Genomic DNA, 13,458 nt, shown 5'->3' with positions numbered 1-13,458 from the left:
ATGGCAGTCCAACCCCAGCAAACCGAAGCCCTGGGCGCCCTGCGCGTGCAGATCGACACCATCGACCAGCAGCTGCTGGCCTTGCTCAACCAGCGCGCCCGCGTGGCTGAGCAGGTGGGTGAACTCAAGCGCCAGGAAGGCTCGCCGTTTTTCCGACCCGACCGCGTCGCGCAGGTGATCGAGAAGATCCAGACCGCCAACCCCGGCCCGCTGCTCAACCAGCATGTGGCCGCCATCTGGCGCGAGATCATGTCGGCCTGCCTGGCGCTGGAGACGCCGCAGCGCGTGGCCGTGCTCGGACCGCAAGGCACCTTCTGCGAACAGGCCGCGATCGAATTCTTCGGCAGTGCTGCCAACCTGATCTACTGCAGCAGCTTCGACGAGGTGTTCCACGCCACGGCCGCCGGCACCGCGCAATTCGGCGTGGTCGGCATGGAGAACTCCACCGAGGGCGTGGTCGCGCGTTCGCTCGATCTGTTCCTGCGCTCGCCCGTGCATGTGGTGGGCGAAGTCAGCCTGCTGGTGCGCCACAACCTGCTGCGCCGCGACGCCGGGCTCAACGGCATCGAGGTCGTGATGGCCCATCCGCAAGCACTGGCGCAATGCCAGGGCTGGCTCTCGCAGCACCTGCCGAACGCGGAGCGGCGCGCGGTCTCCAGCAACGCCGAGGGCGCGCGCCTGGCCGCCGAGGACCCGCGCTGCGCGGCACTCGCCAGCGAGCGCGCGGCCGCCCAGTTCGGCCTGCACATCGTGGCCCATGCGGTGCAGGACGAGGCGTACAACCGCACGCGGTTTGCCGTCATCTGCCTGCCGCAAACGCTGGCCATGCCGCCTGCCAGTGGGCGCGACTGCACCAGCCTCGTGGTCTCGGTGCCCAACCGCCCAGGCGCCGTGCACGACCTGCTCGTGCCGCTCAAGCAGCACGGCGTGTCGATGACGCGCTTCGAGTCCCGCCCCGCCAAATCGGGCCAGTGGGAGTACTACTTCTACATCGACATCGCGGGTCACCCCTCGCAGCCGCACGTGGCCGCCGCGCTCGACGAACTTCAACGCCTGTGCGCCTACTACAAGGTGCTGGGCGCCTATCCGGTGACCGAATGATGTTTGAACAGTTGGGACTGATTGGCTGCGGCCTCATGGGCGGCTCCTTCGCCCTGGCGCTCAAGCGCGCGGGCCTGGTCAAGCGCGTGGTGGGCTACAGCAAATCGCCCTCCACCACCGAGCGCGCCCGCCAGCTGGGGGTGATCGACGTCGAAGCCCCCTCGGCACTGCTCGCCGTCTCGGGCGCCGACATCGTGCTGCTGGCCGTACCGGTGGCCGCCACCGAGTCCACCTTCAAGGCGATCCGCCATCTGGTGCGCAACGATGTCCTCATCATGGATGTCGGCTCCACCAAACGCGAAGTCATCGACGCCGCGCGGCGCGTGCTGCGCGAGCAAGTCGGCGTGTTCGTGCCGGCGCACCCCATCGCGGGCAAGGAACTCGCTGGCGTGGAACACGCCGATGCCGAGCTCTACAGCGGCCGCCAGGTGATCCTCACGCCCATCGAACGCACCCTGCCCACCCACCTGGACAAGGCCGAGCAGGTGTGGCGTGCGCTGGGTTGCCAGGTCAAGCGCATGACGCCTGAGGGACACGACGCGGCCTACGCAGCCATCAGCCACCTGCCGCACCTGCTGGCATTCGCCCTGATGAGCTCGATCAAGAACCAGCCCGAAGGCGCCGACTTCCTCTCGCTCGCCGGCCCGGGGTTTCGCGATTTCACCCGCATCGCAGCCAGCGACGCGGCGGTCTGGCGCGACATCCTGCTCTCCAACCGCGAGGAATTGATCACCCAGTCGCGCCACTTCATGCGCGCCTTGCAGCAGTTCGAGGCCACCATCAAGAACGGCGACGCCGACGCCCTCGAGCAGCTGATCGACATCGCGAGCGAGGCGCGCGCCAACTGGCGTATGACGGCCATCAAGCCCCAAGGCTGAGACCGCCGCGCATGTTCGCCATCCCCAGCCTCGACCTGCCCTCCCTCGCCAGCGCCGGCGGCCGCGTGCGCCTGCCCGGCTCCAAGAGCATCTCCAACCGGGTGCTGCTGCTGGCTGCGCTGAGCGAGGGTGTCACGCAGGTCGATGACCTGCTCGACTCCGACGACACACGCGTCATGCTCGACGCGCTGCGCGCCCTCGGCTGTATCGTTGAATCCACCGGCCCTGCGTCGGTGCGCGTGCACGGCCTGGGTGGGCGCCTGAACGTGCGCGAAGGCAGCCTCTTTCTCGGCAACGCCGGCACCGCCATGCGCCCGCTGACCGCCGCCCTGGCCCTCCTGGCCACGGTGCAGGGCGCACGCTTCGAGCTCTCGGGCGTGGCCCGCATGCACGAGCGCCCCATCGGCGACCTGGTGGACGCGCTGCGCCAGCTCGGCTGCCCGGTGCAGTGCCTGCAGAACGAAGGCTACCCGCCGCTGCGCCTGGGCGATGGCGCCACGCACGCATTGCGCCTCGATGCCCCGATCCGCGTGCGCGGCGACGTCTCCAGCCAGTTCCTCACCGCGCTGTTGCTGGCGCTGCCGCTGGTGGCGCAGGCGCACGACGTGGTGATCGAGATGAGCACCGAGCTCATCTCCAAGCCCTACATCGAGATCACGCTGCAACTGCTGGCCCGCTTCGGCGTGCACGTGCAACGCGACGGCTGGGAGCGCTTCACCATTCCTCGCGGCAGTCGCTACGCCTCGCCCGGGCGCATTGCCGTCGAGGCCGACGCCTCCTCGGCGAGCTATTTCATCGCGCTCGGCGCCATCGCGCCGCCCGCGCCGGGCACCGACGGCATCGTGATCGACGGCGTGGGACTGTCCTCGATCCAGGGCGACATCCGCTTCGTCGACGCCGCGCGCCTGATGGGTGCGGACATCACGGGCGAGGACAACGCGCTGCGCGTGCGTCGCGGCACCTGGCCACTCAAGGCGATCGACCTCGACTGCAACCACATTCCCGACGCCGCCATGACGCTGGCCGTCATGGCGCTCTACGCCGACGGCACCACCACGCTGCGCAACATCGCCAGCTGGCGCGTGAAGGAAACCGACCGCATCGCCGCAATGGCCATCGAGTGCCGCCAGCTCGGCGCCACGGTGGAAGAAGGCGCGGATTTCATCCGCATCACGCCGCCCGGCCGCCCCGCCGCCGGGCCGCCCCAAGGCGGGGCAGCCCCCTCGGGGGGCAGCGAACCACACGAAGTGGGGAGCGTGGGGGCACACGGATGGCGCAAGGCGACCATCCACACCTACGACGACCACCGCGTCGCCATGTGCTTCTCGCTCGCGGCCTTCAACCCGGCGGGCCTGCCGGTGCGCATCGATGACCCGCGCTGCGTGGCCAAGACCTTCCCCGACTACTTCGAAACCCTGTTCAGCGTCTGCCGCACCCCGGCCGAGCGCATCCCCGTCATCTGCATCGACGGACCGACCGCCTCGGGCAAGGGCACGCTGGCGGCCGAGCTGGCCACGCGGCTGGGCTACCACCTGCTCGACTCCGGCGCGCTGTACCGCCTGGTGGGCCTGGCGGCCGAACGCGAAGGCCTGTCCACCACCGAGGCCGACCTGCGCGAGCCCGCCCACGCCGAGCGCATGGGCCAGCTGGCCGCCCGCCTGGACGTGCGCTTCACCCCGGGCAAGACCTGGCTCGACGGTGAGGATGTGAGCGAGCCCTTGCGCACCGAGGCCGCGGGCATGGCCGCCTCGCGCGTGTCGGCCGTGCCCCAGGTGCGCGTCGCCCTCATGGACCTGCAGCTCAACTTCCGCCACCTGCCCGGCCTGGTGGCGGATGGCCGGGACATGGGGACCGTGGTTTTCCCCGGCGCACCGCTCAAGGTGTATCTCACCGCGAGCGCCGAGCAGCGCGCCGAACGGCGCCATAAGCAATTGATTTCAAAAGGAATCCCGGCTATACTCGCCGACCTTCTGGCCGATTTGAAGGCACGCGATGCGCGCGACATGAACCGCGCGCATGCGCCCTTGAAACCGGCCGATGACGCGGTGCTGCTGGACAACTCCGACCTGGACATCGAGCAATCGGTGCAGACGGTGTTGAACTGGTGGCACGGCAAACAGGCCTTCCCGGTTCGCTGAGAAGGCCTTTTCCCAGGCCCTGACGATCCCGCCGGACTTTCCCCGTCCGCAGCTCGAAAGGTTCTTCCAACCAACCCGCCGTGTTCCGCACGGCACAAGCAACACCGCCCACCCGTCGTCACCCGCGCTGCCCTTGAGGGCACACCCGCGCCGACGCCAGGCGGTTCTCAGGAAACCCAATGTCTGAATCTTTTGCCGCCCTCTTCGAAGAGTCTCTCAAGCGCGCCGAAATGCGCTCGGGTGAGGTCATCACCGCAGAGGTCGTTCGCATCGAACACAACCACGTGGTGGTCAACGCCGGCCTGAAGTCGGAAGCCTACGTTCCGCTGGCCGAATTCAAGAATGACCAGGGCGAACTCGAAGTGCAGGTCGGCGACTTCGTCTCCGTGGCCATCGACTCCGTCGAGAACGGCTTCGGCGACACCCTGCTCTCGCGCGACAAGGCCAAGCGCCTGGCCTCGTGGATGGCCCTCGAGAAGGCCCTGGAGTCGGGCGAATTCGTCACCGGCACCACGACAAGCAAGGTCAAGGGCGGCCTGAAGGTCATGGTCAACGGCATCAGCGCCTTCCTGCCGGGCTCGCTGGTGGACAGCCGTCCCACCAAGGACCTCACCCCCTACGAGAACAAGACCCTGGAATTCAAGGTCATCAAGCTCGACCGCAAGCGCAACAACGTGGTGCTGAGCCGCCGCGCCGTGGTGGAAGCCTCCATGGGCGAAGAGCGCGCCAAGCTGATGGAAACGCTCAAGGAAGGCGCCATCGTCAACGGCGTGGTCAAGAACATCACCGAATACGGTGCGTTCGTGGACCTCGGCGGTATCGACGGCCTGCTGCACATCACCGACATGGCCTGGCGCCGCGTGCGCCACCCCAGCGAGGTGGTGCAGGCCGGCCAGGAAATCACGGCCAAGATCCTCAAGTTCGACACCGAGAAGCAGCGCGTCTCGCTTGGCCTCAAGCAGATGGGCGACGACCCGTGGCACGGCGTGAGCCGCCGCTACCCGCAGGGCACCCGCATGTTCGGCAAGGTCACCAACATCGCCGACTACGGCGCGTTCGTGGAACTCGAGCCGGGCATCGAAGGCCTGGTGCACGTCTCCGAAATGGACTGGACCAACAAGAACGTGGCCCCGTCCAAGCTGGTGTCGCTGGGCGACGAGGTCGAAGTCATGGTGCTCGACATCGACGAAGACAAGCGCCGCATCTCGCTGGGCATGAAGCAGTGCAAGGCCAACCCCTGGCACGAGTTCGCCGAAGCGACCAAGCGCGGTGACCGCGTCAAGGGCCCGATCAAGTCGATCACCGACTTCGGCGTGTTCGTCGGCCTGGCCGCCGGCATCGACGGCCTGGTGCACCTGTCCGACCTGTCCTGGAACGAGCCCGGCGAACAAGCCGTGCGCAACTACAAGAAGGGCCAGGAAGTCGACGCCGTGGTGCTGGCCATCGACGTCGAGCGCGAGCGCATCAGCCTGGGCATCAAGCAGCTCGACGGCGACCCGTTCACCACCTTCGTGTCGGTGAATGACAAGGGCTCCATCGTGACCGGCAAGGTCAAGACCGTGGACGCCAAGGGCGCCGAGATCGATCTGGGCGAAGACGTGCTGGGCTACCTGCGCGCCTCCGAGATCAGCCGTGACCGCGTGGAAGACGCGCGCAACGTGCTCAAGGAAGGTGACGAAGTCACCGCCGTGGTTGTCAACGTGGACCGCAAGACCCGCAACATCCAGCTCTCGATCAAGGCCAAGGACGCTGCCGACCAGCAGGAAGCCATGGCCAGCCTGAGCCAGAACTCGGGTACCGCCGGCACCACCAGCCTGGGTGCCCTGCTGCGCGCCAAGCTGGACAACAGCAACAACGGCCGCTGATCGTCCGTTCCGCGCCCGGTTCGGGGCGCGGTGTGCGAGCCTGCTCGCGCATCGCGCTCCGCGCCGGGAGCTCAACGCCAACGCCTCAACCCACATGACCCGAAGCGACCTCGTCGAAGCCCTGGCCGCCCGATTCAGCCAGCTCACCCACCGCGACGCGGAGTACGCCGTCAAGGCCATTCTCGACGCGATGGGCGATGCCCTGGTGAAGGGCCATCGCATTGAAATTCGCGGGTTCGGCAGCTTCTCCGTCAACCGGCGCTCGCCCCGCATCGGGCGCAATCCGCGTTCGGGCGAGAGCGTCATGATCCCGGAGAAGCGGGTGCCGCACTTCAAACCGGGCAAGGCGCTGCGCGAGCAGGTCGACGAGCGCACCAAGGCGCTGTTGCAGAACGAGACCAAAGCAAAAGGCTGAACCGCCCACCCCCTGACTACAATCGTCCCACCACAGAGGGGATGCATTGAAGTACCTGATGTGGCTGCTCAACGCAGCCCTTTTTTTTGTCCTCTTCGCCTTTGCGCTGAACAACCAGGACAGCGTGACGCTGCACCTGTTCTTTGGCCACAGCTGGCAGGCACCGCTGGTGCTGGTGCTGCTGGTCGTGCTGCTGATCGGCGTGTTCCTGGGCGTCATCGTCATGCTGCCGCTGTGGCTGCGTGCCAAACGCGCCCGCGCACGGTCCGGCCTGTCAACCACCTTCGGCGCCGACAGCACGGTGATGCCGCCCGAACCCATCGATCGCCGGCATGGACTTTGATCTGACCTGGCTGCTCTGGGGCCTGCCGGTCGCGTTCGCGCTGGGCTGGGCCGCGTCGCGCCTGGACCTGCGGCAGTGGCGCATCGAGAGTCGGCAGGCGCCCAAGGCCTATTTCCGCGGCCTCAACCACCTGCTCAACGAGCAGCAGGACCAGGCCATCGACGCCTTCATTGAGGCCGTGCAGGGCGACCCAGACACCGCGGAACTTCACTTTGCGCTGGGTAACCTGTTCCGCCGCCGCGGCGACTACGACCGCGCAGTGCGCGTGCACGAACACCTGCTCGCACGCGCCGACCTCAACCGCAAGGAGCGCGACCGCGCACAGCACGCGCTCGCGCTCGATTTCCTCAAAGCCGGCCTGCTGGACCGCGCCGAGTCTGCCCTGCACAAGCTCGAAGGCACGGGGTTCGAGAGCGAGGCGCGCCTTGCCCTGCTGGGCATCTACGAGCGCTCGCGCGACTGGTCGCAGGCACAGGCCATCGCCGAGAAACTGGATGCCGTGGAACACGGCAGCTTCACCACCCGGATCGCGCACTACCAGTGCGAGCAGGCCGAACTGGCGCACCGTCAGGGCGACGCCGTGCGAACGCGTGAACTGCTCGACGAGGTGGTGCGGCGCGCGCCGGGCATGGCACGCGGCTGGATCGCCCGCTCGGCCCTGCGCGCTCAGCAGGGCGACGCCCCGGGCGCACTCGACGATCTGCTGGCATTGGCCCAACAAGCGCCCCAGGGCTTGCCATTGGCCGCGCGCGCCATGGCCGACCTCGCGCAGCAGACCGGCCGCGTGGACACCGTGCGTTCGCTGCTTGACCAAGCCCAGGCACGCTCACCCGCCATCGACGTGACCGACGCGCTTGCGCGGCTGGCCGGGCAGCCTGCCGAGGCGCGCCACACCTTCGTGCGCCACCTGGAGGCCGAGCCCTCACTGGTGATCGCCAGCCAGTGGCTGGCGGGCGAGACGCTGTCCGACCCGGCCGCACAAGTCGGTGTTCTGCGTGCGCTCGACCACGCCAGCGGCCCGCTCAAGCGCTACCGCTGCGCAGCCTGCGGCTTCGAGGCCCGCCAGCACTTCTGGCAATGCCCGGGCTGCCAGGCCTGGGACAGCTACCCGGCGCGGCGCGTCGAGGAAATCTAGCGCAGCGAGTCCCTGCGTTCACAGCAGGCGCTTCTTCCAGGACACCTGCTTCAGCGAGTCCTGCAGGTGCTCGTAGCCACCGTCAGACAACGCACCAGCCTTGTGCAGCCTGTCCCAGGCCTTCTGCAGGCAGCGAACCATCTTGCGTGAGCGAACGAGATCAATGAATGTCGCGTCGGCCTTGCCGTTCAAAGACAACACCTTGTACACGTCAGCCGGCTTGATCGCCTTGGCGTGAACCAGGTGAAGCAACACGTCGGCAAAGCACTGGACAAAGCCGCTGTGGTTGGATGCGATGGCGGTCGACAGCAGGGTCTTCGCGTTCATTCGCTGCAGGTTCAACGCGTAAAGCACGTCCTCTGACGAGATCAGTCCGTGGTGGAAAGCTGCAGCCAGGCAACGGCCCCAAGCGGTCATGACGTGCTTTTGCCCAGCCTCTGCGGCTGCATGCATCAAGGGCAGACTGATGGCATCATCGCGCCCTGCGACGAGCGCGTCGAGCACATCCTTGGGCAGCTCAACCCCCAGTTCAATCTGGGTGGTCAGCATGTCCAGCCCTTCACTGGTCCCGGTCACGATGAACTCCCGCACCAGTTCCTTGTGCCAGTTCCGCGGCAAGCCCGCGAAGGTTGAGCTCACGTTGCCGTACTTGGCCGTCGTGGAACCTTGCGGTCTTGCCGGATCGTCGATAAGGGTGATCTTGACGTAGGCGGTGGCGTCCGCCCATTCGCCGTTGCGTGCGAAGTAGCTCCCCCGGCACTCATGGAATCGGGGAAACAGCGTGGCCAGGTTTTCGCCTTTTGTGCAGATAGTGGGTTCCTGCGAGAAGTTCGGGTCGAGTGCGATGATCGACATCGATTTGTCCGGGGCCAGGACAAAGGCCACCGGCATGACGTGGGTCGTCGTGTGCAGGAGGGCGAAAACGGGCGAACCCTGAGCCAGCAGGCGCTCCCTGGGCACTTCCAGGAAATCCGCCCACTTGTCGAATCCGACGATGAACGCCTTTGCCGGGCGCAAGGCCAGCGCGCAGTACACGTCCTCGGCCTTGCTGCTCACGCTGGCGCTGAGCTGCGCCTCGCTCTGTATCCAGACGAGAGCGGCCGGGTCCATGTGATCGACAGTGGCATGCGCCCAATCCAGGCGCGCCCAATGCACCAGGGTCGTGAGGGCAATGTGCCGGCACGCAATCTTCTGCTGGGTGCCCGCGATGGTGGTGGCGAGATTGAAGTTGTGCCAGCGAAGCTTCACATGGCATTCACCCGACGGCGTCACCTGTTCGGCCACGTGCAAATCCTTGTCGCACTCGTGATCGATCACCACCGCGTGATTCGGCACCTGCACCCTGACGCCGGGCCAGCGAATCTTTTCAAGCTCCACCCGCTTCAGGTGGGGCAGCATGCTCATGTCCAGCCTCCTGCCGCGGACATGCGGTGTGCACACGACCTCAAGCTGCTGAAAGTGCCGGATCCACGGCGGCAGGCAGGACAAGCCAGACGGGAACCGCATGCGGGCCAGTGGCGGTTGGCGCGAGGCCGTGAAGGCAGCAAACGCCTGCATCACCTTCTCAGGCGCGCGGTTCAACACCTTGGTGCCGCACTCCCTCAGATCGAGTGCAACGTCCCCATGCTCGGCATGGTCCAGGAGGGCTTGCCACAGCACGTCGTCCGCAGGGGTGAAGTCTTCGCCGCCGCGCCAGGTGGCCAGTTCGCGCAGCAGTGTTTCGTGAGCCTGCTGTTGTGGCGACACCTGGATCGCAGCCTGTCCGCCCGATCTGGGAACAACAAGCAGGGATGGGGCGGAGGTGGTGCGGACCAGGGTTCGTGAATGCATGCGGCTGCCGGTGGTGGGTAGAAGCCCGTGACAGAACGGGCCACGCCTTGTGTACCGGCGGGCAGGCCCGGGTTCCCGCACCGGGCTCACGCTGGTATCACGTCAGGGCACGCCGAACCCGCCACCCCCCGGCGTGTGGATCTCGAACACGTCACCCACCGCCATCTCCGCCTGGCCGATGTGTTTCAGGTCCTCGGTATGGCCATCGGCACGCACCACGCGGTTGATGCCCGGCGCACCGGGTGATCCGCCAGCCATGCCGAAGGCTGGGTGCACGCGGCCGTTGGAAAGGATGCTCGCCGTCATCGGCTCCAGAAAGCGCACACGCCGCACGCCGCCATCGCCCCCGCGCCAGCGGCCGGCCCCGCCCGAGCCTTTGCGGATCTCGTAACTCTCCAGCCGCACCGGGAAGCGGAACTCCAGCACCTCGGGGTCGGTCAGGCGCGAGTTGGTCATGTGCGTCTGCACCACCGACGTGCCGTCGAAGCCCTCGCCTGCGCCGGAGCCGCCTGAGATCGTCTCGTAGTACTGGTGGCGCGCGTTGCCGAAGGTGAAGTTGTTCATCGTCGGCTGGCCGCCCGCCATCACGCCGAGCGCGCCGTACAACGCGTTGGTGATGCAGGTGGACGTCTCCACGTTGCCCGCCACCACCGAGGCCGGCGGGTTGGGGTTGAGCATGCAGCCGGGTGGAATGATCACCTGCAGGGGCTTGAGGCAGCCCGCGTTGAGCGGAATGTCGTCGTCCACCAGGGTGCGGAATACGTAGAGGACCGCGGCCATGCACACCGCGGTGGGTGCGTTGAAGTTGTTGGTTTGCTGCGGGCTGGTGCCGGTGAAGTCGATCTGCGCGCTGCGCTCGGCGGCATTCACGCGCACCGTCACCGCAATCTTCGCGCCGTTGTCCAGCGGCAGGGTGAAGGCGCCGTCCTTCAGGCGCGTGATCACACGGCGCACCGACTCCTCGGCGTTGTCCTGCACGTGGCGCATGTAGGCCTGAACGACATCCAGGCCGAACTGCTCGACCATCTTGCGCAGTTCCTGCACGCCCTTCTCGTTGGCGGCGATCTGCGCCTTCAGGTCGGCCATGTTCTGCTGTGGGTTCCTCGACGGGTGCTGGCCGCTCTGCAGCAACGCGATCATCTCGGCCTCGCGCAGGCGCCCGCCTTCGACCAGCTTCACGTTGTCGATCTGCACGCCCTCTTCCTCGATGCGCGTGGAGAACGGTGGCATGGAGCCCGGCGTGGTGCCGCCGATGTCGGCGTGGTGGCCGCGCGAGCCGACGTAGAAGGTGGGTTGCGCCGCGTCGCCGATATACACCGGCGTGATCACGGTCACATCGGGCAGGTGGGTGCCACCGTGGTACGGGTCGTTGAGGACGTACACATCACCGCGCTGCATGCGGCCCGCGTTCTTGCGGATCACGGTCTTGATGCTCTCGCCCATCGAGCCCAGGTGCACCGGCATGTGCGGCGCGTTGGCGATCAGGTTGCCTTCGGCGTCGAACAGCGCGCACGAGAAATCGAGCCGCTCCTTGATATTCACCGAGTAGGCGGTGTTCTGCAGTTGCAGACCCATCTGCTCGGCGATGTTCATGAACAGGTTGTTGAACACCTCCAGCAGCACCGGGTCGACCGTGGTGCCCACCGCGTGGCGCGTGGCGCGCGGCACGCGCCGTTCCAGCACGAGGTGGTCCAGCGCGGTGAGCTGCGCCTCCCAGCCCGGCTCCACCACCGTGGTGGCGTTCTTCTCGGCAATGATGGCCGGCCCCGGGATCACGTCGCCCGGCTGCAGGTCCTCGCGCACCACGAGCGCGGCGTTGAGCCACTGGCCCTCGGCGTATACCTTCACCGTGTCGCGGCGCGGCACCTCGCGCGGCTCGTGCAGCGCGTGGCGCGGCTCGGCGGGCGCGTCGCCTGCCACCACCGCCTCCACCGACACGGCTTCCGCGATCAGCCGCTTGCCGGGCATCAGGAAGGCAAAGCGCTGGCGGTAAGCGGTCTCGAAGGCCGATTCGATCGCGGCGAGATCGCCGAAGGGCACGATCAGCGCGGCGTCACTGCCCTCGTAGCGCACGTGTACGCGGCGGTGCACCTGCACCTCACCCGCGCTCGCCTGCTGCGAACGCAACTCGTCCGCAGCAGCCTTGGCCAGCGCGTCCAGTTGCTCGCCAACGTCACCGAGCGCGTCGGCCGCCAGCACCCGCTCCACCGCCTGCTCCTTGATCACGTTCTGGTCCGCCAGGCCCATGCCGTAGGCGCTGAGCACGCCCGCCAGCGGGTGCACGAACACACGGTTCATGCCCAGGGCGTCGGCCACCAGGCAGGCGTGCTGGCCCCCGGCGCCGCCGAAGCACTGCAGGGTGTAGCGCGTCACGTCGTAGCCTCGCGCCACCGAGATCTTCTTGATCGCGTTGGCCATCTGCTGCACCGCGATGCGGATGAAGCCCTCGGCCACGTCCTCGGCGCTGCGCCCGGTCTGTTGCGCGAGCTCACCGAACTTCGCGCGCACGGCCTCGGCACTCAGCGCCTCGTTCGCGTTCGGGCCGAACACCTTGGGGAAATGCGCCGGCTGGATCTTGCCCAGCATCACGTTGGCGTCGGTCACGGCCAGCGGGCCGCCGCGGCGATAGCTCGCGGGCCCGGGGTTGGCGCCCGCGCTCTCAGGGCCGACGCGAAAGCGCGAACCGTCGAAGCTCAGGATGGAGCCGCCGCCGGCCGCCACGGTGTGGATGCTCATCATGGGCGCGCGCATGCGCACGCCGGCCACCTGCGTCTCGAACTCGCGCTCGAAGGCGCCCGCGTAGTGCGACACGTCGGTGGAGGTGCCACCCATGTCGAAACCAATCACCTTGTCGTGTCCGGCCAATGTCGCTGTCCGTGCCATGCCCACGATGCCGCCCGCCGGGCCGGAGAGGATCGCGTCCTTGCCCTGAAAGCGGTGCGCGTCGGTCAGGCCGCCGCTGCTCTGCATGAAGAACAACGGCACACCCGGCATCTCGCTGGCCACCTGCTCCACGTAGCGGCGCAGGATGGGAGAGAGGTAAGCATCGACCACGGTCGTGTCACCCCGGCTCACGAACTTCATCATCGGGCTGGTCTCGTGCGAGGTGCTGATCTGCGTGAAGCCGATCTCCTTAGCCAGCCGGGCGGCCGCGGCCTCGTGCGCGGTGAAGCGGTAGCCGTGCATGAAGACGATGGCCACGCTGCGCAGGCCGGCGTCGAACGCGGCCCACAGGCGCTCGCGCAGGTGCGCTTCGTCCAGCGCCTGCAGCACATCGCCCTGGGCGTCGACGCGCTCTTCGGCCTCGATCACGCGGCTGTAGAGCAACTCGGGCAGCACGATGTGCCGGTCGAACAGGCGCGGGCGGTTCTGGTAGGCAATGCGCAGCGCGTCGCGAAAGCCGCGCGTCGTGACCAGCAGGGTGGGCTCGCCCTTGCGCTCCAGCAGCGCGTTGGTGGCCACCGTGGTGCCCATCTTCACGCAGGCCACCTGTGCGGGGGTGACCGCTTCGCCGGGCTTCAAGCCCAACAGGTGGCGGATGCCGGCCACCGCGGCGTCGCGGTATTGCTCGGGGTTTTCCGACAGCAGCTTGTGCGTGGTGAGCGAACCGTCCGGGCGCTTGGCCACGATGTCGGTGAAGGTGCCGCCGCGGTCGATCCAGAACTGCCAGCGGGTGTCTTGAGAGGTGGTCATGGTCGGTCCGGCGCGTGCGCCGCCAAGAGAACGTTGTGAGGGGTTCGGCCACCCCGTGGG

At 67.5% G+C, this 13,458-nt stretch carries 9 protein-coding genes; 7 read left to right on the top strand and 2 right to left on the bottom strand.

From position 1 onward, the window contains the following. From pheA to lapB, 7 genes are all read left to right on the top strand, one after another. The gene (pheA, locus tag M3149_RS00130; protein ID WP_251707311.1) at window positions 1-1,101 is read left to right on the top strand and encodes a prephenate dehydratase; all 1,101 of its coding nucleotides are present in this window, start codon (window positions 1-3) and stop codon (window positions 1,099-1,101) included. Further along, on the top strand, window positions 1,101-1,979 hold the full coding sequence (locus tag M3149_RS00125; RefSeq protein ID WP_251707589.1) for a prephenate dehydrogenase: 879 nt from the start codon (window positions 1,101-1,103) through the stop codon (window positions 1,977-1,979). The genes pheA and M3149_RS00125 overlap by 1 nt, the downstream gene beginning before the upstream one ends. An 11-nt stretch (window positions 1,980-1,990) precedes the next feature. Next, a complete protein-coding gene (locus M3149_RS00120; RefSeq protein WP_251707310.1) occupies window positions 1,991-4,117 on the top strand; it encodes a bifunctional 3-phosphoshikimate 1-carboxyvinyltransferase/cytidylate kinase in 2,127 nt (708 codons plus the stop codon). Between the two features lie 179 nt (window positions 4,118-4,296). Further along, complete coding sequence (gene rpsA, locus M3149_RS00115) at window positions 4,297-5,982, top strand: 30S ribosomal protein S1 (protein WP_251707309.1); 1,686 nt, start codon at window positions 4,297-4,299, stop codon at window positions 5,980-5,982. Window positions 5,983-6,076: 94 nt separating this feature from the next. Further along, window positions 6,077-6,397: an integration host factor subunit beta gene (locus M3149_RS00110; protein ID WP_251707308.1), complete on the top strand. Its 321-nt coding sequence runs from the start codon at window positions 6,077-6,079 to the stop codon at window positions 6,395-6,397. A gap of 46 nt (window positions 6,398-6,443) precedes the next feature. Next, window positions 6,444-6,740, top strand: a complete 297-nt coding sequence (locus M3149_RS00105) for a LapA family protein (RefSeq protein WP_251707307.1) — start codon at window positions 6,444-6,446, stop codon at window positions 6,738-6,740. Next, window positions 6,730-7,875, top strand: a complete 1,146-nt coding sequence (gene lapB, locus M3149_RS00100; protein WP_251707306.1) for a lipopolysaccharide assembly protein LapB — start codon at window positions 6,730-6,732, stop codon at window positions 7,873-7,875. Before M3149_RS00105 ends, lapB begins: the two co-directional genes overlap by 11 nt. Before the next feature lie 18 nt (window positions 7,876-7,893). Here the strand turns inward: lapB and M3149_RS00095 are convergent, their stop codons facing one another. Beyond that, window positions 7,894-9,705, bottom strand: a complete 1,812-nt coding sequence (locus M3149_RS00095; RefSeq protein ID WP_251707305.1) for a hypothetical protein — start codon at window positions 9,703-9,705, stop codon at window positions 7,894-7,896. Between the two features lie 102 nt (window positions 9,706-9,807). Beyond that, on the bottom strand, window positions 9,808-13,398 hold the full coding sequence (locus tag M3149_RS00090) for a hydantoinase B/oxoprolinase family protein (protein ID WP_251707304.1): 3,591 nt from the start codon (window positions 13,396-13,398) through the stop codon (window positions 9,808-9,810). Window positions 13,399-13,458 lie beyond the last annotated feature (60 nt).

The organism is Hydrogenophaga intermedia, from assembly GCF_023715105.1.
Classification (GTDB): Bacteria; Pseudomonadota; Gammaproteobacteria; order Burkholderiales; family Burkholderiaceae_C; genus Hydrogenophaga; species Hydrogenophaga intermedia_A.
Note: the sequence above shows the minus strand (reverse complement) of the source record. Positions and strands in the feature narration are given on the sequence as shown.

What these genes read in the sequence shown, in the direction of transcription:
- M3149_RS00090 (WP_251707304.1), bottom strand. Translation starts at nt 13,398, where the DNA reads ATGACCACCTCTCAAGACACCCGCTGGCAGTTCTGGATCGACCGCGGC.
- M3149_RS00095 (WP_251707305.1), bottom strand. Translation starts at nt 9,705, where the DNA reads ATGCATTCACGAACCCTGGTCCGCACCACCTCCGCCCCATCCCTGCTT.
- pheA (WP_251707311.1), top strand. Translation starts at nt 1, where the DNA reads ATGGCAGTCCAACCCCAGCAAACCGAAGCCCTGGGCGCCCTGCGCGTG.
- lapB (WP_251707306.1), top strand. Translation starts at nt 6,730, where the DNA reads ATGGACTTTGATCTGACCTGGCTGCTCTGGGGCCTGCCGGTCGCGTTC.
- rpsA (WP_251707309.1), top strand. Translation starts at nt 4,297, where the DNA reads ATGTCTGAATCTTTTGCCGCCCTCTTCGAAGAGTCTCTCAAGCGCGCC.
- M3149_RS00120 (WP_251707310.1), top strand. Translation starts at nt 1,991, where the DNA reads ATGTTCGCCATCCCCAGCCTCGACCTGCCCTCCCTCGCCAGCGCCGGC.
- M3149_RS00125 (WP_251707589.1), top strand. Translation starts at nt 1,101, where the DNA reads ATGTTTGAACAGTTGGGACTGATTGGCTGCGGCCTCATGGGCGGCTCC.
- M3149_RS00110 (WP_251707308.1), top strand. Translation starts at nt 6,077, where the DNA reads ATGACCCGAAGCGACCTCGTCGAAGCCCTGGCCGCCCGATTCAGCCAG.